Source organism: Pseudomonas sp. NBRC 111133 (assembly GCF_001320605.1).
Classification (GTDB): Bacteria; Pseudomonadota; Gammaproteobacteria; order Pseudomonadales; family Pseudomonadaceae; genus Aquipseudomonas; species Aquipseudomonas monteilii.
In genome coordinates, this window is record NZ_BCBJ01000017.1 from 19,425 (window position 1) to 40,646 (window position 21,222).

14 protein-coding genes are annotated in these 21,222 nt (G+C 59.3%); 7 read left to right on the forward strand and 7 right to left on the reverse strand.

All coding sequences use genetic code 11. From position 1 onward, the window contains the following. Positions 1-69: 69 nt before the first annotated feature. The 6 genes from APH36_RS03595 to APH36_RS03620 all read right to left on the reverse strand — a co-directional run bounded on the left by APH36_RS03595 (position 70) and on the right by APH36_RS03620 (position 8,946). On the reverse strand, positions 70-2,088 hold the full coding sequence (locus tag APH36_RS03595; protein ID WP_060497512.1) for a nucleoside-diphosphate sugar epimerase/dehydratase: 2,019 nt from the start codon (positions 2,086-2,088) through the stop codon (positions 70-72). Between the two features lie 105 nt (positions 2,089-2,193). Next, on the reverse strand, positions 2,194-3,201 hold the full coding sequence (locus tag APH36_RS03600) for a glycosyltransferase family 4 protein (RefSeq protein ID WP_060497513.1): 1,008 nt from the start codon (positions 3,199-3,201) through the stop codon (positions 2,194-2,196). After that, positions 3,201-4,169: an SDR family oxidoreductase gene (locus APH36_RS03605; RefSeq protein ID WP_060497514.1), complete on the reverse strand. Its 969-nt coding sequence runs from the start codon at positions 4,167-4,169 to the stop codon at positions 3,201-3,203. The genes APH36_RS03600 and APH36_RS03605 overlap by 1 nt, the downstream gene beginning before the upstream one ends. 221 nt (positions 4,170-4,390) lie before the next feature. Beyond that, positions 4,391-5,806 (reverse strand): TolC family outer membrane protein, encoded by a 1,416-nt coding sequence (locus APH36_RS03610; protein ID WP_060497515.1) that lies wholly within the window; start codon positions 5,804-5,806, stop codon positions 4,391-4,393. Further along, the gene (locus APH36_RS03615) at positions 5,803-7,128 is read right to left on the reverse strand and encodes an HlyD family type I secretion periplasmic adaptor subunit (RefSeq protein ID WP_060497516.1); all 1,326 of its coding nucleotides are present in this window, start codon (positions 7,126-7,128) and stop codon (positions 5,803-5,805) included. The genes APH36_RS03610 and APH36_RS03615 overlap by 4 nt, the downstream gene beginning before the upstream one ends. Before the next feature lie 12 nt (positions 7,129-7,140). Beyond that, complete coding sequence (locus tag APH36_RS03620; protein ID WP_060497548.1) at positions 7,141-8,946, reverse strand: type I secretion system permease/ATPase; 1,806 nt, start codon at positions 8,944-8,946, stop codon at positions 7,141-7,143. A 574-nt stretch (positions 8,947-9,520) separates the two neighbouring features. On the opposite strand from APH36_RS03620, the gene APH36_RS03625 reads away from it, so the two are divergent. The 4 genes from APH36_RS03625 (at position 9,521) to APH36_RS03640 (ending at position 16,911) form a co-directional block, all read left to right on the forward strand. Continuing rightward, on the forward strand, positions 9,521-10,396 hold the full coding sequence (locus APH36_RS03625) for a hypothetical protein (protein WP_060497517.1): 876 nt from the start codon (positions 9,521-9,523) through the stop codon (positions 10,394-10,396). Between the two features lie 17 nt (positions 10,397-10,413). Continuing rightward, positions 10,414-11,874 (forward strand): DUF4214 domain-containing protein, encoded by a 1,461-nt coding sequence (locus APH36_RS03630; protein WP_060497518.1) that lies wholly within the window; start codon positions 10,414-10,416, stop codon positions 11,872-11,874. A gap of 145 nt (positions 11,875-12,019) precedes the next feature. Then, positions 12,020-14,491, forward strand: a complete 2,472-nt coding sequence (locus APH36_RS03635) for a glycosyltransferase family 2 protein (protein ID WP_060497519.1) — start codon at positions 12,020-12,022, stop codon at positions 14,489-14,491. After that, positions 14,491-16,911 (forward strand): glycosyltransferase, encoded by a 2,421-nt coding sequence (locus APH36_RS03640; RefSeq protein ID WP_060497520.1) that lies wholly within the window; start codon positions 14,491-14,493, stop codon positions 16,909-16,911. The genes APH36_RS03635 and APH36_RS03640 overlap by 1 nt, the downstream gene beginning before the upstream one ends. A gap of 353 nt (positions 16,912-17,264) precedes the next feature. On the opposite strand, the gene APH36_RS32525 is transcribed toward APH36_RS03640, so the two are convergent. Further along, complete coding sequence (locus tag APH36_RS32525) at positions 17,265-17,471, reverse strand: hypothetical protein (protein ID WP_223623285.1); 207 nt, start codon at positions 17,469-17,471, stop codon at positions 17,265-17,267. On the opposite strand from APH36_RS32525, the gene APH36_RS03645 reads away from it, so the two are divergent. Genes APH36_RS03645 through APH36_RS03655 form a run of 3 tightly spaced genes read left to right on the forward strand, consistent with a single transcriptional unit; the run spans position 17,457 to position 21,210 of the window. Next, the gene (locus APH36_RS03645) at positions 17,457-18,278 is read left to right on the forward strand and encodes a tetratricopeptide repeat protein (RefSeq protein WP_223623283.1); all 822 of its coding nucleotides are present in this window, start codon (positions 17,457-17,459) and stop codon (positions 18,276-18,278) included. The two genes, APH36_RS32525 and APH36_RS03645, sit on opposite strands and share 15 nt — an antisense overlap. Continuing rightward, a complete protein-coding gene (locus APH36_RS03650; RefSeq protein WP_060497522.1) occupies positions 18,278-19,798 on the forward strand; it encodes a hypothetical protein in 1,521 nt (506 codons plus the stop codon). Before APH36_RS03645 ends, APH36_RS03650 begins: the two co-directional genes overlap by 1 nt. Before the next feature lie 14 nt (positions 19,799-19,812). Then, positions 19,813-21,210: a methyltransferase FkbM gene (locus APH36_RS03655; protein WP_232333286.1), complete on the forward strand. Its 1,398-nt coding sequence runs from the start codon at positions 19,813-19,815 to the stop codon at positions 21,208-21,210. Positions 21,211-21,222: the final 12 nt, after the last annotated feature.

Sequence of the window (21,222 nt, forward strand, 5' to 3'; positions counted from 1 at the left end):
AGTCGGTTGATCGATCAGCGCCGTTCATGCGGCCCGTAGCTGGCAAGCCGGGCCGCATTAGCTGACAGCCTATCGGTCCAACGGCCCCTGGCGCCGTTGCAGATACACCCAATCCACGATTTCCCCCTGGGGCGAGTAACCGCTGACCAGCTCTCGCAACAACTGCCGCACACGGGTGAAGTCATCGTCGGCAACCGCCGCCAGCAACTGGGTCAGCCGCTCTCGTAGAAGCTCCCACGCCAGAAAGTCTTCGTTAGCGGCCATGATCATCGGGTGAGCGGTGGGCGATACGTCATCACCGATGAGCAACTCTTCATACAGCTTTTCACCAGGGCGCAGCCCCGTGAAGTCGATGGCAATATCGCCCTGCGGGTTGCTCTGGCTGCGCACACTCAGCCCCGAGAGGTGGATCATTTTCTCGGCCAGCTCGACAATACGTACCGGCTCCCCCATATCCAGCACGAATACATCGCCGCCCTGCCCCATGGCACCCGCCTGCACCACCAGTTGCGCGGCTTCGGGGATGGTCATGAAGTAACGGGTAATTTTCGGGTGAGTGACCGTCAACGGCCCACCGGCCTTGATCTGCTCATGGAACAGCGGAATCACCGAGCCGGACGAGCCCAGCACGTTGCCGAAGCGCACCATGGTGAAGCGGGTCTTGTTCACCCGGGCAATCTTGCTGCTGTCGCCATACATCACCGGTGCCGCCTCACGGCTCAGCGCCTGCAAGATCAGCTCGGACAAACGCTTGGTGCTGCCCATGACATTGGTTGGCCGCACGGCCTTGTCGGTGGAAATGAGCACGAAGTTGGCCACGCCGGTCTGCAACGCTGCCTGGGCAGTGCACAGTGTGCCGTACACATTGTTGAGGATACCTTCAGCGATATTGTGCTCGACCATGGGCACATGCTTGTAGGCTGCAGCGTGGTAGACCGTGTCGACGCGCCAGGTAGCCATCACATCGACCAGGTGCTGCTGATTGCGTACAGAACCCAGAATCGGCAACAGCCGCACCGACAGCGACTCGCGCACAATGCGCTGCTCCAACTCGCTCAAGATGCTGTAAAGGTTGAACTCACTGTGATCGAACAACAGCAAGGTGGTTGGCCCCTGCCCCATGATCTGACGGCACAGCTCAGAGCCTATGGAACCCCCAGCCCCGGTAACCAGAACGGTTTGCTTGTAGATGCAGCGCTCAAGCAGCCCCTCCTGAGCGGGTACCGGGTCCCGCCCCAACAGGTCGGCAATGTCCACGTCCTGAATGTCGTCCACCCTCACCCGCCCACTGGCCAGGTCGGCGAAGGCCGGCACGCTGCGTACGTGCAAGGGGTAGGGTTCGAGCAAGGCGAGGATGTCCCTGCGCCGGGCTCGCGAAGCGGAGGGTAGCGCCAAAAGGATTTCCTGGGCGCCGGTTTCTTTGATCAACTGGTCGAGGTGCTTGGGCTTGTACACCTGCAAGCCTGAAATCACACGGTTGGCAAGGTCGCTGTCATCGTCAATGAAGGCCACGGGGCGCATGGCCCGGCCCATACGCAGGGCTGCCAACAACTGGTTGCCAGCGGTACCTGCACCATAAATGGCGACCTTGACCAGGCCGTCGTCGCGGTTGGCGAACGGTATCTGATGAGAGCCGGCAAACCAGTCCCCCAGAAAATACTGGCGCATGATCAGGCGCAGGCCCCCGATGATGACCATGCTCAACCACCAGTAGTTGAAAATGATCGACCGCGGCACGACAACTTGATGGTTGCTGTACCAGTACACCACCACCGCCAGGATCAGTGACGACAGTGTCACAGCCTTGATGATGGTCACCAGCGCATCATTGCCAAAATAGCGCATGACCGCCCGGTACATGCCAAAGCGGATAAACAACGGAATGGCAACCACCGGGGCGGCGAGGAACAGCCAGCCATGCTCGACAATAGGGTTGTACATTTCATCGACGCCCAGGCGCACGATAAAGGACAGCCACAATGCAAACCAGATCAGCACAATGTCGGTGCACACTTGTACCAGGCGTTTGTTGCGCCGGGACAAGTTGACAAGGTACTCACGCACTTTTTGATTTTTTGCGTCGCTCATCCAGTTATCCTCTGCGCATCGGGGCTTCGATTGACTGACCAGAGCGCTTCTGAGCAGAACCGAAGGTTCAGCAGCGCGAAACGACGCCTTCCTTGTTCGACCATCCTATTCCTTTTTCCCTGCCTGGTAGATCAGCGCCAACACTATAAGAGGCGCGTACGCCACCATCGTTCCCAGCGCACCGTCGAGTTTCAACAGCACCACCGCCGTAGCCACAGGCAACAGCCAGCCAAGGTTGATGGCCGCCACTGCCAGGCTGACCGGGCGGTGGCCGGCGTAGCGACGCGAGGCATACTGGTAGGCATGGCTGCGGTGCGCCTGGTACACCTTGTCGCCCCGCAGCAGCCGCCGTGCGAGGGTGAACGTGGCGTCCACCACGAACACTCCCAAAAGTATTAACCACCCCCAGAATAATAGCGGGTTTATCCAGCCTGCCATTAATGCCAGCAGGCCCAGGACAATACCCAGGAAACCACTGCCGGCATCGCCCATGAAGATGCGTGCAGGCGGGAAATTCCAAACCAGGAAGCCGGCCACCGTGGCCGCCAGCAACATTGGCAACAAAGCCTCTTGGGCATGCCCGGCCAACCAGTACAGCAGGCTGCCCCCAAGGCATACGCAGATAGCCTCGATGCTGGCGATACCATCGATGCCGTCCATGAAATTGTACAAATTGAGCAACCACACCAAGTACAGCAGCCCGATGATGATACTGAGCCAGGCTGCAGACAACGGCACGCCAAAAATCGTCATCGGTGGCAAGCCGCCGATCCAGAAAAGCCCCCAGCCGGCCGCAATGAAATGCCCCAGCAAGCGCCAGCGCGCGGCGATGTGGCCATGGTCGTCCATGAAGCCGACCAGCGCTACCGCACCACCAGCACCCACTATTGCCAGCACCGCCTCATTGGCGAGTGCGCCAGACCAGCCAAGCGGCACCAGGCCTAGCAGAAAGGCAAATACGAACGACAGGCCACCCCCACGAGGCGTAGGCAAGGAGTGGGAGCTTCGCGCATTGGGGATATCCAGGATACTGCGTGCCAGTGCATAACGGCGCAATGCGGCAGTCATCAGTAGCGAAGCCAACCCCGCCACAACAAGAAGGAGCCAAATCATCAATATCGGTGTTCCAGAAATGAGCGGGCGGTTATCTGCAGGCCCTGGTCGAGCGTCAAAGGCGGCGTCCACCCAAGCAGTTCGCGATTTTTTCGAATGTCCACTTGCAACGACCCTAGCAGTCGCAAGGCCAGGTCACCTCGCCCGACCAAGCCCGCTGCAAACTTCAGAGCCCCCACAGGCACAGGCAGAAGCCGCACCGGCCGACCCAAAGCCTGGCCCAATGCACGCAACAAGACAGGCAACGAAACATCGTCACCATCGCTGGCGATAAATACTTGATTGGCCGCCGCGGGATGCTCGATACAGGTAACGATCAAATCGACCAGATTGCCTAGCGATACCAGGCTGCGCCGGTTATCGACGACCCCAAAGGGTAACGGTAGGCCCCGCTGCACCCAACGCATCATGCTGTGGAAGTTGGCTTTTACCCCTGGCCCGTAGACCAGCACTGGGCGTATCACCACGACTTCCATGTCGCAGCTAGCCGCCAGTTCGAACAAACCCTGCTCGGCTTCCTGCTTGGAAATACCATAGGCATCCACGGGCGCTGGTGCATCGTCTGCGCGCAATGGACGACCAGGCTGACTGGTTTCGCCATTGACCTTGATGGAGCTGATAAAGACAAAGCGCCGCACCCCCGCAGCAGCCGCTTGCCTTGCAAGGTTCAGGGTGCCTTCCACGTTCACCTGGCGAAATGCGGCCAAACTATCGGCAGCGGTTTCGTTCATCACGTGTACACGCGCAGCGGCATGCACCAGCACATCAACACCTGCCAGCGCCGCAGCCCAGTCGGTAGAGGCATTCAGATCGCTGACAATAGCAGCCTGGACGCCAGCTGGAAGCGGTGTGCCGGCCACACGCACCGCGCCCCGGGTGGCAAAGGCAGCCTGCGTGCTCAAGGTATGGCAAAGCGCGCGTCCTACGAAGCCGCTGGCACCAGTGACAAAAATCGTGCGTCTATCCATGAAAGCTGTCTCGGGTCCCTGCTGCTTGCAACACCTCGTTGGCGTCAGTGCCAATAAGGGGTAAACGCGGCAGTATACATCTAAGGTGTACGGCGCTCGACACCGATTCTGTAGGAAGAAAGCCAAGCGCACCCGGCGCCCCGCCTCGTAGCGACTGCCTGGCCAGGCAGCCGCTACGTAGCAATGTGAACAACCTTAGGCATGCTGCTTTGAGCGTCGACTCAAGTGCGCGCATCCAGGCTTGCCACGTCGCCACCCGGCAGGGTGGTCTCAGGCACAGGACTGAGCCACACGTTTACGTTGTCGACACTCTCCTGATTCAACTCGCCCGCCCAGCGACTGAGCAGGAACAGGTTGGTAATGAAGTCATACTGAGACTTGAGCAGATCGCGGCGAGCCTTGAACTCGTTCTGCACGGCAGTTAACACATCTACCGCATTCACCACACCAAAGGTAAATGCCTTCTGCGCCGCCACGCTCGACTTCTGTGCCGAAGCCAACGCATTGCGGTTGGCGCGTATTTTCTCGACGCTGGATTGCGCTGTCAGGTAGGCCGTGGTGGTCTCCTTAACAACCTGCCTGCGAATACCCTCCGCTTGCACCTCCGCCGCCAGTTGCTGGTCATACAAACCGCGCACGCGAGCCGAGGTAGAGCCGCCGCTATAGATCGGGATTTTCAACCCCAGGCTGGCAACATAGCTATCGCTACGCGGCGCCTGGGTGTTGTCATAACCCTGGTCGCTCTGCTGGGCACTCACGCTCAGGGCAAGTTGTGGGTAATGCTCGCCCTTGCCTTCACGCACCGCAGCATTCGCAGCTTCCGCGTTGCTTTGGGAAGCCTTGAGCATCGGGTTTGTTTCAACTGCCTGGGTAATCCAGCTTTGCAGCGGCCGCGTCGGCGCCTGCAGGGTTACATCGTTGCGTACCCGGCTGAGCGGCTCGTGGATAGGCCGCCCGACAATTTCGGCCAGCGCCTCGCGGCTGACCTGCACCTGGTTGCGCGCATCCACCTCTTGGGCCGCCAAGGTATCAACCCGCGCTTGCATGTCCAGCTTGTCGGTAATTTTTGCCATCTGCCGGTCGAACATCATGCTGACACGGTCCAGGTTTTTTTGCGTGGCCCGGCGCTCTGCCTGAACCAGCGCCAACTCGTCATCGGCAGCCAGGGCAACGAAGTAGCGCTTGGCCAGGTCCACCGTCGCCTCTGCCAGCGTGTCCTCGGCCTGCTGCCCTTTCTGCGCCTTGACGCTCTTGGACTTCTGGTAACGCTCCCAAGCCGGTTTGTTGTACAGGTACTGGGTGAGGCTGAGGGAATAGGTTTCGTTGTTGTAGATGTCGCGGGTGGCTTCGTTCTTGCGCAGTACGCGGCTGGAGTTGGCGTTGGCCGACACCTGCGGCAGCAGTTGGCCCAGTGCCTCGCGCTGCTGCTCGGTGGCGGTGCGAGCATTGGCGTAAGCCGCCAGCACCCGCGGATCTTCAAGGCGCGCTTCGCGGTACAGGCCAGCAAGGTCCAGGGCATAGGTTGATGCCGAAACACCCTTGGCCGGCTCGGCGGCCAGGTTTTTAGACTCAACGGCCGTTGCCTGCAAGGCCGTCAAGCAAATGAGTACACCAGGTAGCAGACGCAACACGATCATTCCTCAATCAGCGATTGAGCGAACATGTTGCTCGCCGGTTTCAGCAGGTATTCCAGCATCGTGCGCTCGCCTGCATTGATCAACACCTCAGCGGGCATGCCCGGCTGCAACTTGCGGTTGCCGAGCTTTTTCATGCCGTCTTCCGACACTTTCACCCGCACCAGGTAATAAGGGTCGCCGGAGTGCTCATCGGTAAGCCGGTCGGCCGAAATGCGCACCAGATTGCCTTCGATGACCGGCGTAGTGGCAGCACTGAACGCGCTGAAGCGGATATCTGCGGTTTTACCCAGCTTTAGGCGGTCGATGTCCTTAGGGTCAACCCTGGCTTCGACAACCAGTTCCGATGCTTCCGGGACGATATCCAGCAAGGGCGTGGCCGCACTGACCACACCGCCAATGGTGTGCACCTTCATGTCCAGCACCATGCCGCTTTCCGGGGCGCGGATTACCACGCGCGACAACCGGTCGCGCAATGCCGCTTCTTTTTCCTGGAGGTCGAACACCTTGGCCTGCACGTCGGACAGTTCGTTGGCCACATCCGAGTCAAACTTCTTCTTCAGTTGCACGATCTGAAGTTCGGTCTCGCCGATTTGCAGCTTGGTCTTGCTGATGGTCGACTCATGGTCGGCCACTTCGGTCTTAAGCATGTCAAGGCGGCGCTCTTGCTCCAACAAGCGCTGGTTATCGACGAAGCCTTCGGCCAACAGCTCTCGCAATTGCTTGATTTCGCCGCTGTATGACTTCTCCAGGCCTCGCTTTGTGCGGATCATTTCACTAAGGCCAACGATCTGCTGCTTCATCTGCTCGATGCGTTCGCGGTTGACCGAGATCTCACCCTGCAACGAATTGTGACGGGCCGTGAAAACCTGCAGTTCGCCGTTCAGCGCCTCACCGGCACGGGCCGAATCGGTGCCATCCATCTCAACTACCGGGATCGCATCCAGGCCGTCGCGCTCGGCGCGCAGCCTAGCTTCTTTATAACGGGCCACAATCAGCTGGTTGCGTGTGGACTCGTACTCGGCGCTCAGCTGGCTCTCATCCAGCACAATCAGCGGGTCGCCTTTTTTTACCAAGTCACCATCACGGGCATGCAGCTCTTTGACGATGCCGCCCTCAAGGTGCTGCACGGTCTTGCGGTAGTTTTGCACGGTGACTACACCCGAACCGTGCACTGCGTTGCTCAAGGGGGCAAACGCAGCCCATGTACCAAAAATGCCAAAGGTGACAAACACAATGGTAAGGCCGAGACGACGTATACCCCGGTCGGATGTGGGCATGTCATCAAAATTGTGGTCGAACGTGTTGATAGCTTTACTGCTCATCTGAAAGTCCTTTTACGCGCCAGTACTGGTCGGTACGACCGGCGCTGCGGCAGCAGGCGCTGGGGAAGCTGGGTTGGGTGTAGCGGCGGCAGGGGCCTGCGCCGCGGCGGCCTGGCCGACGCGCTGCTGGCCCTTGGCTTGCTGTGCGGCCAACTCGGCGATAACACGGTCACGCTCGCCATATAGCGAAATGGCCCCACCAGCCATGACCAGAATGCGGTCCAACCGGGTCAGGATATTGGGGCGGTGCGAGACGATGAACACCGTAGCGCCGGTTTCCTTGAGCTTTTGCAAGGCAACCCCCAAGGCACGCTCGCCGACATCGTCCAGGTTGGAATTAGGCTCGTCGAGCACGATCAAACGAGGGTTACCGTAGATAGCCCGCGCCAAGCCAACACGCTGGCGCTGGCCGCCGGACAGGTTGACACCGTCGCTACCGATCACGGTGTCGTAGCCATCCGGCAGCATCAGGATCATTTCGTGCACGCCAGCCATTTGTGCCGCCTGCACCACTTTTTCCGGTTCGATTTTGTCAAAGCGTGCGATGTTTTCGCTGATACTACCTTCGAACAACTCGATATCTTGCGGCAGGTAGCCCACATACTGACCCAGCGCTTGTTTGTCCCAGCTGGCGATATCGGCACCGTCCAGACGCACCACACCATGCTGCGGCGGCCAGATGCCCATCAACGCTCGTACCAGGGTGGACTTGCCAGCCGCACTTGGGCCGACGATACCGACGATGGAACCAGCGGGCACCACGAAGCTCATGTTACGAATCACGGGTGCCTTGGCGCCCGGCGGCGCAACAACCAGGTTCTCTACCTGGATCTGGCCTTCGGGTGCCGGCAGCGGCATACGCTCTGGCTCCTTGCTCAGGTCGTCCAATACCTTGCTCAAGCGGTCGTATTGCACTTTGGCCGCGACGAAGCCTTTCCAGCTGCCGATCATCTGATCGATGGGCCCCAATGCCCGCCCCAGCAGCAAGGAGCCCGCCATCAGCAAGCCTGGGTTGATTTCGTGGGTAACCACCAAGTAGGCACCAATGGCCAGCATGATCGACTGCGACCAGGTGCGGAAGGTTTTCGAGATGGTACTGACGATACCACCCTTATCACTGGCCTCTGACTGCATCAGCATGATACGGCGCTGGCGCTTGGCCCACCGGTTCATGAGCGTTTCAAGCATGCCCATCGACTCGATGACTTCCGCGTTACGCAGCGTCTTGGTAGTGACAACATTAGAGGCGACGTTCTCTTTGTTGGCATTTGCCAAGGCATTGGCAGTCAACCGGTGATTGACCACAGCCAAGCCAGCGAGGACCAGCCCGCAAGCCAATGTCATGTAACCAAACCAAGGGTGGAACAGGAACATGACAACGGTATAGATAGGGAACCATGGCGCATCGAAGAACGCGAACAAACCTGAACCGGTAAAGAACTGGCGTAGCGCCGTAAGGTCGTTCAGCGACTGCGCCGTGGCATCCGCACCACCGCTGGAGAGCGCGCGCTTGAAGCTTGCGCGATAGACATCGCGGCTTAGCATCACATCCAGACGGTTGCTGATACGCACCATGATTCGCGAACGCACCCACTCCAGGGCGCCCATCGTTGCGATCAGCACAGTCAGGATCAACGTCAACATCAAAAGGGTCGACGTGCTACTGGATGGGACCACCCGCCCGGATATCTGGATCATGTAGAAGGTGGGCACCAGCATCAGTGCGTTGACGAAAAAGCTGAAGAAGCCGACCGACAGGAAGCTGCTTTTGCAGGCTTTAAGAGCGGCTTGCAGGTTGTTGTCAGATAGAGAACTCATGGTATCCATACTGAGATAGGCGAAAACGGCCGGCAGTGTACCACCCACTTCCAACGAGGAGGGCGCCGGTTGGCGACTTGGCGCTCATCTGTGCCTCTCGCCTGAAAACTTTGTGAATAAACAGTGACCAGCATCAAAACGCCACAATTCAACCCCGACCAACCGTGGCGCCGTGAATCGGTACCGCCGACCTGAGGCTGCCACACCAGCGAAGCGACAGACGGCGCCCGTTTTGTCGCAACAGCATTCGCCCTGCCAGAAATCCCCTACAAGACTGTCAAGCTTTATCTGATAAAATTTCAAATCATTGATTTAAATGGATTTTTTTGCAACATTACACGGCCGTTCAACTCACCAGGTTATCCAGCAAGCCAACCCGCAGACAGCTAAGAGGATGATTTTGTTCAATTTCTTGGTGAAAGTTTTTTTACCTTTGTGAGTTGACAACTTTTCCTACACATTGCATCTTCGCACCTCGCAGGGAGCCATCACTGGCCGTTTTGTGTGTATGCACGGGTCTGAGCAAGTTAGCTACCAGTGTTTTGTTTAAAAGGAGCTTAACAACGCCATGTCTATGCCTTCGCAACCCCTTGACGGCCTGAGGATCAGCACCCGGGTCACGTTGCTTGAGCCCGGCATGTTCATTTTTCGGTTCGCCTCGCAACCACCTGCCGACAAGCCCGTCTGCATTGCGCTTCAGCAAGCGCCCCTGGGCAAAGGCTCCATCGACTTTTTCCCTGCCGAAGGCGTCAGCAAAAACATGCTGACCAAGCTTGGCGACACCATTGTGGCGCGCGTCAAAGGTGGTGTGACCACTGTCTTGATCACCGAATACCATATGTTCGAAGACGCGATCGAGCCCGTCGACCTGCGGATCGACCGCATCGACACTTCACCTGCCATCATGCGCACCTTCGCCGTAGTCGCCACAGAACCCTCTCTCGCAGCGCCCAATACCGCCCCTCTCCCGTTCGAGCTTACCGCCCACTTGCGTCGCGGTGGTGAAGTGGTATCGAACGAAGGGTGGGTAGGCGCGCCAGGCAGTGACGATTTTATCGAATCCTTTGCCATCGACTGGCCGAACAAGCCGGCCGGCGTCGACCTGCTGTACACGTGCATGGTTGCCGGCTCTGGCCCAAGCCGCAACGTGTCCACCGGCACCTTTGTCGGCTTGCGGGGTGAAGGCCTGCCGCTGATTTGCGCAGGTTTCAGCCTGGTCGGCCCACAGCGCAAACACTATGAACTGACAGGCCACATTGTGTTCGGTAACGCCGAACCGCAGTGCCTGGTGACCAATCAGATGATGCATGGCCCCACCGGCACCGAGCCGTTGGTGGCGCTGCATATCGCCATTACTCCCGTTACGAAGACGAACGCTGCCCGCTCTAAGTCTCCGTGGGAAAACTCTGCCTCTCAGCAGAAAATCAGCACCGCAAGCCAACCGGCTTGAAGTAACAGGAATACACCATGCAATACGATAACCCCGTATCGTCCGATCAGTTCAACTCCTACCTGGACAACACCGCGCTGTCGGACAGCACTGTAGCCGCCATCAGCTCGCTGCTGGGCCTGGATGCTGAAGGCGCTCAAGTGAACGTTGCCAGCTTCGACGGCGTTAACCTGCAACTGCCAGCCAGCGGCAACGTTGACGTGGTAACCGGCGCCATCGCTGGCACCCCAGCAGACCTGGTAACCGTAGACCTGTCCGAAGCTGAAGCTGCCGGCGCAACCGCGTTCATCCTGGAAGGTAACGCCAGCCTGAACGTCACCCTGCAAGGCCAAGCTGGCGTTGCTACCCAAGCATTCGCCGCACTGGCAGCTGACATCGCTGTTGCTGCTTCTACCGACGACATCGGCCTGGTACTGACCACTGGCGCTGGTAACGACGTGATCACTGTAAACGGTGACCAGAACTCGTACATCGATGCAGGTGCTGGCAACGACATCATCACCACCGGCAATGGTAACAACACCGTTATCGCTGGCGCTGGCAACAACGTTGTCAAAACCGGTACCGGCAACGACACCGTGGTACTGAGCGGTATCGCTCACACCGACGTGGTTGACACTGGCGCAGGCTACGACGTTGTCCAGTTGGACGGTTCGCGTGCCGACTATGACTTCGCCACCGGCAACAACTTCAACGTCAACCTGACCAGCGCTGCCCCAGGCGTAGGCCAAACCGCTTCGATCACTAACGCTGAGTTCCTGACCTTCGTTAATGGCGAAACCGTTGAAACCGTAGCCCTGGCTCACAGCCAAGACGAAGCTGCTGCCCTGCGCCTGTACGAAGGCATCCTGGGCCGTGACGCTGACCTGCAAGGTGCCAAAGACTTTGTTGGTGCAGTGAACGCTGGCGTTTCGCTGACCGACATCGCCAACATCTTCCTGAACTCCAACGAGTTCGCCGGTGCTGTCAACGCTACCGACGTCAACGAACTGTACCAAGCTCTGCTGGGTCGTGACGCTGACGCAGACGGCGCTGCTGCCTGGGCTGCCCAGCTGGCCAACGGTTCGCAGTCCCTGGCCGACATCGCTGCCGCCATCGCTACTTCGCAAGAAGCGATCGCTGCCGACCAGTCGAACGGCGACTTCGTCCGCGACCTGTACGAAAACGTACTGGGCCGTGAAGCCGAGGAAGAAGGCCTGAACGCTTGGGTAGGCCAGCTGTTCAACGGCGCAAGCCGTGCCGACGTGGCTGCTGCCATCGTTGGTTCCGCTGAAGCTCAGACCAAGTCTGACAGCGACTTCATCGAAGGCCTGTACCAGTCCGCGCTGGGCCGTGCTTCGGATGCAGACGGTAAAGCTGATTGGCTGGCTCTGCTGGCTAACGGCGGCACCCACGCAGACGTGGCGCTGGGCATCGTTGGTTCCGACGAAGCTGTTGCTCACATCGACAACGTCGTTGTGCTGCACGGCCAAGTCTAACTAGCCCTGCTGTAGCGAAGCGTGTGCCCGGCCGCAAGGCTGGGCATATGCCAAAGGGGGCGACTTTCGGGTCGCCCCTCTTTTTATTTTTTGTAGCCAAGCCAAGCTTATGTCCAGACAACTCGACCATGGGCGAGAAACGCTCATGGACATTTTCCACCGTCACCGCCAAGCCAACGAGCCTGGCCCGGCGGCAGCGGCACTCGAGCGCGCCCTGCATACAGCCGAGTACCGGCCGGAGGCGCTGGTGTGGAAAGGCATTGCGGCATTGCCGCAAACCCCCGAGCTGGCCTTTGTTTATTTTGCCAATGCCGCCCAGGCCCTGCCTGAGCGTGCAGACATCCATGCACTGGTCGGGCGCAGCCTACTGGCGCAAAACCATTTCGAACTTGCGACCCGTTACCTGACAACTGCGTGGCAGAAACAGCCCAACGACCTGGCGCTGCGCCTGACGCTTTGGCAGGCCCGCAGCCAATCGGAGCACCCTGCCGAGCTGCGCCGCATCATTTTGGCCCACCTGCCAGACATTCATACTGGCCAGGAACTGGCCCATGTGCTCAAGCTGCTGGCAGGGCTGGCCGACACCCCGACCACAGTAGGCGTGGCACGCTATGTACCTGAGCAGCAGGTAATCCAGGGTTGGGCGATCGACTTGCGCAACCTCCAGGCGCCCGTCGCACTGAAGCTTCAGGCCAACGGTATACAAGCCGATACGTCTGCCAGCGCAGCGCACCCACTGCTTAGCGCCGCAGGCTTGCCTGGGAGCCATGGCGGCTTCCGGATCCGCGTACCAAACCCAACCGCCGCAGTGCATCTGTACTTTGCCGATGGCACCCCCCTGCTGGGCAGCCCGGTGTTTGCAATGCCAGCCTTTGCACCGCCCCCACCAGCAGGCGGCGGCGGCCAGCAGCAGCCTGTGGACGTGCTTATTCCGGTTTACAACGGCCTGAGCGAGACATTGGAGTGCATAAACAGCGCACTGGATGCCCGCAAGCTCAACCGCACCCCCCATCGCTTGGTGGTGATAGACGATGCGTCCCCAGTGCCCGCACTGTCCAAAGCACTGAAAGTACTGGCAGCCAAGGGCAAGATCACCTTGGTGACCAATGCCGTGAACCTGGGCTTTATCCGCAGCATGAACCGCGCCATGGCCTTGAGCCCGAACAAGGATGTGGTGTGGCTGAATGCCGACACCCGGGTGCATGGCAACTGGCTGGACAGGTTACGCCAGGTGGCTTACAGCGATGCCAGCATCGCCTCGGTCACCCCCTTTACCAACAATGGCGAACTCATGAGCTTTCCGCAAAGCCGGGTCAGCCATGCCATGCCCAGCGCACGAGAGCAGGCCGAACTCGATACCCTGGCGCAAAACTGCAACAGCGTGCCGGTGGAGATCGAAACCGGCTGCGGCTTCTGCCTTTACATAAAGCGTGCAGCACTGGATGAGGCAGGGTACCTGGACGAAGCGCAGCTGGCCCGCGGCTACGGCGAAGAAACCGACTGGTGCCTGCGTGCCCGTAACCTGGGTTGGCGACACATGGGCGCGACCAATGTGTTCGTGGCGCACGAAGGGGGTATTTCGTTCGGCGCAGAAAAAACCCTGCGTGTGGCACACAACAATGCCATTTTGCGTAAACGGTACCCGGACGCCCCAGCCCGCTATAACAGGTTCTGCTTGCGCGACCCTATCAAGCCTGCACGCCAAGCCTTGCAACGGGCCCGGTTGGCCAAACTTGCCAGCCGACCTCGCGCCACCCGCGAGGCCCACTGGCCCAAGCAAAACCAGCGGGTTTTGCACCTGCACGGTGGCTCGCATAGCGATGCTGAATTCAACTTGGCCTGGCACCATGACAGCCATCGCACCTGGGTAACGTTGCAAGCCCCACTGCTACCCCTGGCACTGCAGCTGGACTTCGAACTGCCTGGCGAATTCGACACGCTGGTCGACACCCTGCGCAGCTTGCCTGTGGAGAAGCTGGCATATGAACAACTAGCACGCTGCCCAACTGCGTTGTGCAATTTGCCCGGTTTGCTGGGCGTGCCTTACCACATCATTTGCCGCGACGACCGCCTGCTGGGCCAAACCGAAGACTACGATTGGCGCTGGTTTGTCCAAGAAGCGGCCACTGTGCAATTACCCTGGCAAGCACTGCTAGGCAGCTACTCAAACAGCTACCCCACAGCTGACTGGTTAATGCTGGCGCCCAAGCAGCACCCGACAAAAGCACCCGAAACGCCCCGTGTGCTGCTGATTGGCGACACCCTGACCAACGCGATCATTGCCCAACGCTGGCTTGCACTGGCCAGACACATAGCCCGCGAAGGCCTACCGCTGATATTACTGGCCAAGGATGACACCCCCTGGCTCAAGGCACTTCAGGCAACCGGCAGCATCCACAGGCTGCCCGCCCCAGCGGGCTTCAGCCTTGCAGAGCGCGCCCGCGCGGCAGGTTGCGACGGCGTTTTGAGCCTGGATGATGCCCCCGGGGCAGGCTGGCTGGCCCGCCCCCTGGCCGACGAGCTCACCACCCCCCTGTACGCACCGCCAAGCCCTGTTGCTGACGAAGCCGGCGCAAACGCACTGGCCACCCTCCCCTTTTCACTGAGCCAAGCCTGATGACCCAAGACTTGCAGCAAAAGCCCCAGGCGGGCCAGCAACCCGTCGCACTCCAAGCCTTCAGTGGCGCCATTCTAGGTCTGCAAGGCGATGTGCTACAGGGTTGGGCAATAGACACTGCGCAACCAGAACAACGCCCGGTCGTAGAAATTTTTATCGACGGTGCCGGCATAGCACTGGCACGTGCCGATCAGTATGAGCCCCAAGCCCCTCAGGGCGACCAGTTTCACGGTTTTGCCGTACAGCTGCGCGAGAGCTGGCTCGCCGAGGCACAGGTTATTACCGCCCGTATCGCCAACCAACCTTTCACCTTGGATGGCACTGTCGTGCTACCCGCCAGCCCGAGCAAGCAAGCGCCTGCATTTGCCTCCCAGGTGTGGCACACGGGCGGGCTGCGCGTTGCGGGCTGGTCTTGGGACCCGCAGTCGCCAAACCGCCACGTGCAAATCACTGTGCGTGAAGGTGATCAGATAATCGGCCACGCCACCTGCAACACCCACCACCAGGCACTGGCATATCGCGCCACCAGTGACCATGGCTTCACCCTTGACCTGCCTTGGGAACTGGCTGACGGCAAGGTGCATGTGCTGGACGTAGTGAACGACCTTGAACAACCACTTGCCGGTAGCCCTATTCGCGTTTGCTGTCGACCGGAGGGTGCTGCGGGCTTGCTGCGCCAGCTTGACTCAAGCCATGACACTGCAACCTTGGCTCTGCTAACCGAAATCACCAAGGAGCAGGACCAACTCCTGGCAAAAAGCTCAGGCTGGCAGCATTACCCAAAATGGTTCGAAGCCTTTCAGCGACTTGAAGGCCTGGAGCGCCCTGCCCTGCAGGGTAAAACCGGCCTTTTGCTGATCAGCGAAGGCGATAAGGAACGCGAGCAAAGCAGCCTGGCCAGCCTGGGGGCAGACGTTGAGCATGTGCACCATTTAGCCACGGCCCCGCCCGATGAGCTTTTGCCGGCCCTCCGGCAACTGCTGGCAGAGGGGTGCGACCGCATCCTGCCGCTTGCTGCTGGTGATCGCCTGGCCCCATTTGCCTTACCACACCTCTGTGCGCTGTTGGATGACGGTAGCGCCTGGGCTTATGCCGACTGCGATCGCGACGGCGCTCAGGGGGAACGCAGTTCGCCGTGGTTGAAGCCTACCTGGGACATAGACCTGTTTGTGGGAGCAGACATCTTTTCACCCGGTGCCATTTTCAGCGCATACATCGTTGAACAAGCCTTGGCACTGCTGGAACTTGGTGATAAGCCGCAAACAACAGGCTGGCATGACCTAGTTGCAGCGATAGCGTTGGCGACGCAAAAAAACAGCGCCAGCGTGGCCCACCTGCCACGCGTGCTTTACCACCGGGCCAATGACACCCCCGCCAGCCCGGAGCAGGCAGAGCCTTCACCACACAGGTTGCGTGCCGTGGAATGGCTATGCAAAAACCTGACACCTGGCACAACTGTGAGCCGTGTAGCGAATTATCCGGCGCTCCTCAGGGCGCACTGGCCATTGCCCCAGCAATTGCCGCGGGTGAGCCTGATCGTCCCAACACGCGACCAGTACAAATTGCTGCATGCATGCCTTGAAGGGCTACTGACCCGTACAGACTACCCAAACCTTGAACTAATCGTTGTCGACAATCAATCCACCGATCACCAAACCCTGGATTACCTCGCCACTTTAAAAGAGCGTGGCGTGATAGTGCTCGATCATCCCTTCCCGTTTAATTATTCGACCATCAATAACCGCGCGGCAGATGCGGCCACCGGCGAAGTGATCGGGCTGATCAACAACGACATAGAAATCATTGAAAGTAGTTGGCTGAAGGAAATGGTCGCACAACTGATGCGTCCGGGCGTCGGTGCAGTAGGGGCAAAACTTTTGTGGCCCAACAGCATGGTCCAACATGGCGGCGTAGTTGTAGGCGTTAACGGCTTGGCCGCACATAGCGGCAATACGCTCGCAGAGCACGACCCGGGCTACTTGGGCAACAACCAGATAACACGCCGACAGAGTGCGATCACAGCAGCGTGCATGCTCATGCGCAAAACGGTCTACGACACAGTGGGCGGGCTAGATGAAAACACCTTCTCTGTGGCGTTCAACGATGTCGACCTGTGCCTGAAAATTCAACAACTAGGGCTGCACCTGGTGTGGAGTGCATTTGCACGACTGATCCACGCAGAGTCCGCCAGCCGCGGCAAAGATTTGGCGCCTGAAAAGCGCGCACGCGCTCAACGCGAACAGCAAAAATTCATTGAGCGTTGGACGCTCGGCCACTACAATGACCCGTTTTATAACCCAGCGTTAGCCCTGGATTACTTGACCGGGCCTTACGGTGGATTAGCAATGCCCGTTAGCAGCTTTGCCAAACGGAAGCATACCCAGTCTGCCCCTGGAGCCTGGGAAGAAAGGAATCGGTAGATGTACGGCATGGATGGCAATGCCCACAAAACTTCACGTCAAGACACGGTGCTGGCTCTGTTGAACCACGCGTTGAATTATGCCGTGCCTGGCGCTGCGTTATTCCAATCAGTTCCAAGATTAGCGCGTTTCTGCGGTATCGCAATAAAAAGTTCTTATTGCCTTATTAGCCACACAATAAATAAGCGCTTTATTACATCCGACCACGGCATCGTCACGCAAGCACGGCCGCTGGCGCGCCGCCTGCGCGCGCCCCTACAGCGCCAATGCCATTGTCAGGGGCGGCCAGCAAACCTCCACTCGCACTCAATTGCAGACCAAACGCCATGAATTCCCTCTCTGCACCCGCAGCATCAAGCACCGAAGTCAACGGCCATTTCGATTACATTCTTGACGACCGCGCTTTCGGCTGGGCGTTTGCTCCTGCTCACCCACAAAAAAGGCTGACCATTGAAATCATCGCCAATGGTGAAGTCGTTGCCCAAGGCCTTGCGCAGCAGTTTCGAGAAGACTTGCAAACTGCCGGGATAGGCGATGGTTGCTATATGTTCGATTTGCAACTGTCCCACGAGTTGTTCGACGGCCAGGTACATAGCCTGACCGCACGCGTTGCAGACACCGGCAGCATTCTTGGCGGCGAGCCCGTTGCCTTCGGCCCCGAGCGACGCGAGCCCAGCTACCCTCAGATCCCGCGAGCGCTTGGCCTAGGCATGCTGGCCGAGCTGATGAACCAAGCCAACTACAGCCGCTTTGCTGGCAACCTGCGCAACTTCGCCCAGGCCTATCGGCTTGCCTCACGCCTGCAAGAAACCGGCGAGGTCGCTGAAGCTCAAACTGCATGGGCCACCATCAACGGCGCACTCGGCGAAAACCCGCTGAGTTACTGCAAGCTGGGTGAATGCCTGATGCTGCAGGGCAATGCCGGCGAGGCCTTGGACGCGTTCCGCGTAGCCGCTGGTTGCGACCTGCGCCTGCACTGGGCGCACCTGGGCATGGCCAACAGCCTGTTTGCCCTGGGCCAGTTCGAACAGGCCGAAGAGGCCCTGCAAGTGGCCATTGCCCTGCAACCGCAGGACACCGCGCTGGCCAAGCGTCTGAAGTACATGCAAGACCACGGTCTGCCGCAGCGTGTTGACCTGCTGCTTGGCCAACAGCAGCGCGAAGCAGCCATCGCCCTGCTCAAGTCGTTCCTGCTCAAGCGCCCGGACAGCACCCAGGCATGCGCCTTGCTGGGTGACCTGCTGTGCGAGCCCAGTGACAACACCCTGCCTGGCATGACGCAACTGCATGAACTGCGCAAGGCGCAATGCATTCTTGAAGCCCTGCTGGACGATGTCGAAACCCGGCTGGACGAGGCCATTGAGTAATGAAAAAGCTGCTGCGCCACATTCATGAACACAGCGCTGATGGGCTGGACACCAGCCTGATCGTGGGTGCCGGTACCGGCAGCCAGCTGGGCGACTGGCGCCAACTGGGTTGCCGTCAGTTGCTGCTGGCCGAGGCCCATCCACGCCTGGCCGAGGAACTGGGCCGTCGCTTGCGTCATGACCAAGGGGAACACCTGCTTGCGGTAGCCGTTACCGGCGACGAACAGCCGGTGGCAACGCTGCAAGCGCTGAACAACCTGGCCTACAGCAGCCTCAACCAGGCAGCCGACCTGTTTACCTACTACCCCAATCTGCGCCGCGATGAAGCATTGCAGGTTCCAGCGCGCAGCCTTGAAGCAATCGTGGCCGAACAGGCCCTGGACGGCCGGCAACCTCACGCATTGCTCATTGCCGCACCGGGGCAGGCATTACAGTTGCTTCAAGCTACCCAGGCAGCCGCACTGCACACCTTCAGCTGGGTGATCATCGAATGCAGCAGCGAGCCGCTGTACCAAAATGATGCCAGTGACAGCGAGATCATCGCCTGGATGGACAGCATAGACTTCGAGCTGGTCACCGATAACCCGGACGCCATCTTCCCGCAAAGCCAGCTGCTGTTCGAACGGAACGCTACGCGCCTGGCACAGCACCGCCTGCACAGCGAAGTTGCACAGCTGCGCTCGCAGTCTTCGTCTGCCGCTCAAAACAGCCAGCAGCAGCTACAGGAGCTGGAGCAGCAACTGCAGCAACGCGACGCAGCCCTGCTCGAACTGACCGGGCTGGCCAACGAGCAAAAGCAACAGCTCGATGAGCTGGCAAGCGATAATGCCCGGCTCTTCTCTGCATGCGAAGCAATGCAAGCCCAACAAGGCGAGCTGCAGCAGGCGCTGCAAGAACAGGCCGCCCAGGCTAACGCCCAGCAGGTGCAAGTTGATGCAATTGGCACTGAGCGCGACCAGCTTGCCAGCGCTTGCGAAGCGCTACGGCAACAGCATGCAGCTTTGACCACAGCTTACGACCAGCAAGCCACCGAGATAGGCGACCTGCGAGCAGAGCTTGCCACATTGACTAGCCGCAACAGCGAACTGGCCCTGACCAACGAAGCGCTGGAGAACCAACGGGCCGAGCTGGCGGGTGCCTGCCAGATGCAGACCCAACTGGCAGACGAACGCCAGGCCCGCGCTGAAGCGCTCAGCGCCACGGCCAGCGAGCTTGCAAGCGAACGCGATGCCTTGGCCAAGGACAACGCCAGGCTCACCGAAACCTGCGATGCGCAAACCAGATCGGCCGGTGAATACAAAGCGAACCTGGACAAGGTCAGCGAACAGCGTGACCAGTTGCAGAAGGCGTTGGCCGAGCATAAGGATACGCTCGAAGCGAATCAGGGTTATGTGCACACACTTGAGCGCGAAGCGGTCGAGTATCAGCATCGGCAGCGCTTGCTGGAAGAAGAACTGGTCAAGAGCGAAGCCCAGCTCGAACTGATCAAAGACTTGCTTCTGCGCGAGCCAGGGCTCTGACCATGGGCTTGCCAATGTTTACAGCCATTGCCAACTGGCTGCGCCTTCGTAAAGCCCCACCTGCCAAGCAACAGCCCGCTGCCGAGCCGGTTGTTCTGGAAGATGCCGATGAAGGCCTGAATGCTCAGTTGGTCCCTTACGACGAAAACCTGCTTGAGCGCAGCCGCACGCAATGGCAATTCGGGGACTGGCAAAGCCTTGCCGAGCTGCAACGTGAAACCCTGCAGCACCACCCGGACCGCGCCAAGCTGGCGCTGCTGGCTGCCGGCGCCCACCAGCAACTGGGCAACATGACCGCCGCGCGCCAGTTCACCCGGCTGGCCCAAGACTGGGGCTGCAGCAAGCAGCTGATCAGCCAGGTGCTGATTGCCGGCGTGCACAATACTCTGGGCCGCGCCACGGCCATTGCTAGCCGCTCGCAACAGGCGCTGGGGCACTTCCAGAACGCCGTGAAAATTGCCGCGCCCGGCGCAGATGTACGCCTGCTGGTACAAGCCCGCGTGCGCGAGGAACTGGGCCAGCTTGGGCTGCCGGCCTTGGAAGCCCAGCAAAAACCAGGCATGAGCACCATCCGCCCCGCCACCGAGAAAAATGCGGTTCAGAAGTTGTCTGAGGATTTGCAGAAGCAGCACGCAACCTTGAGCGAACAGATCAAGCAGCAAAATGCCGAAATGGTCAAGGTGCGCCAGTCTCTGGAGCGCACGGTGAAGTCCGAGATGCTCAATGCTGCCCAGCAGCTGGAGGCATTCATGGGCGTTCAGAACTATCTGAATCACGGCGAACATTTGCCCGGCATGCACGGTTGGCCGATCAGCCCGGACTTTGCGCTGTACCTGGTCGAGTTGATCGACGGCAATGATTATGACCTGATCCTCGAGTTTGGCTCTGGCACTTCAACCGTAGTCATTGCCAAAGCGTTGGCGAGAATTGCTCGCCAGCAACACGGCAAGCCTGCCACCGTGCAGGTGGCATTCGAACACCTGGAGAAGTACCACGCGCAAACGCAGGCGAACTTGCAACACGCTGGGTTGCTGGACGCAGTGCAATTGGAACTCGCGCCTCTGGCCGACTTCAAGGCACCCAACGGCAGCACATACTCATATTACAGCTGCCACTCTGCCCTCCATGAATTGGCTGAGCAGCTAAGTTCAGATATCAAAATACTAATTATAGTCGACGGCCCACCTGCATCAATCGGGAAACATGCGCGATATCCTGCTGTGCCTTCGGTACTTGCGGGCTTCAAAGGTGCGCACATCGACATCTTGCTCGACGACTACATCCGTGAAGATGAAAAGGAAATCGTCCAGCTATGGCTGAAAGACATCGAAGTTGAGGGCCTGATTGCTCAGATGTCTACTCGCAAAATGGAAAAAGACGCTTGTCTTATCTCCATCCCCCATAAGGTGTAAACGAGCATAATC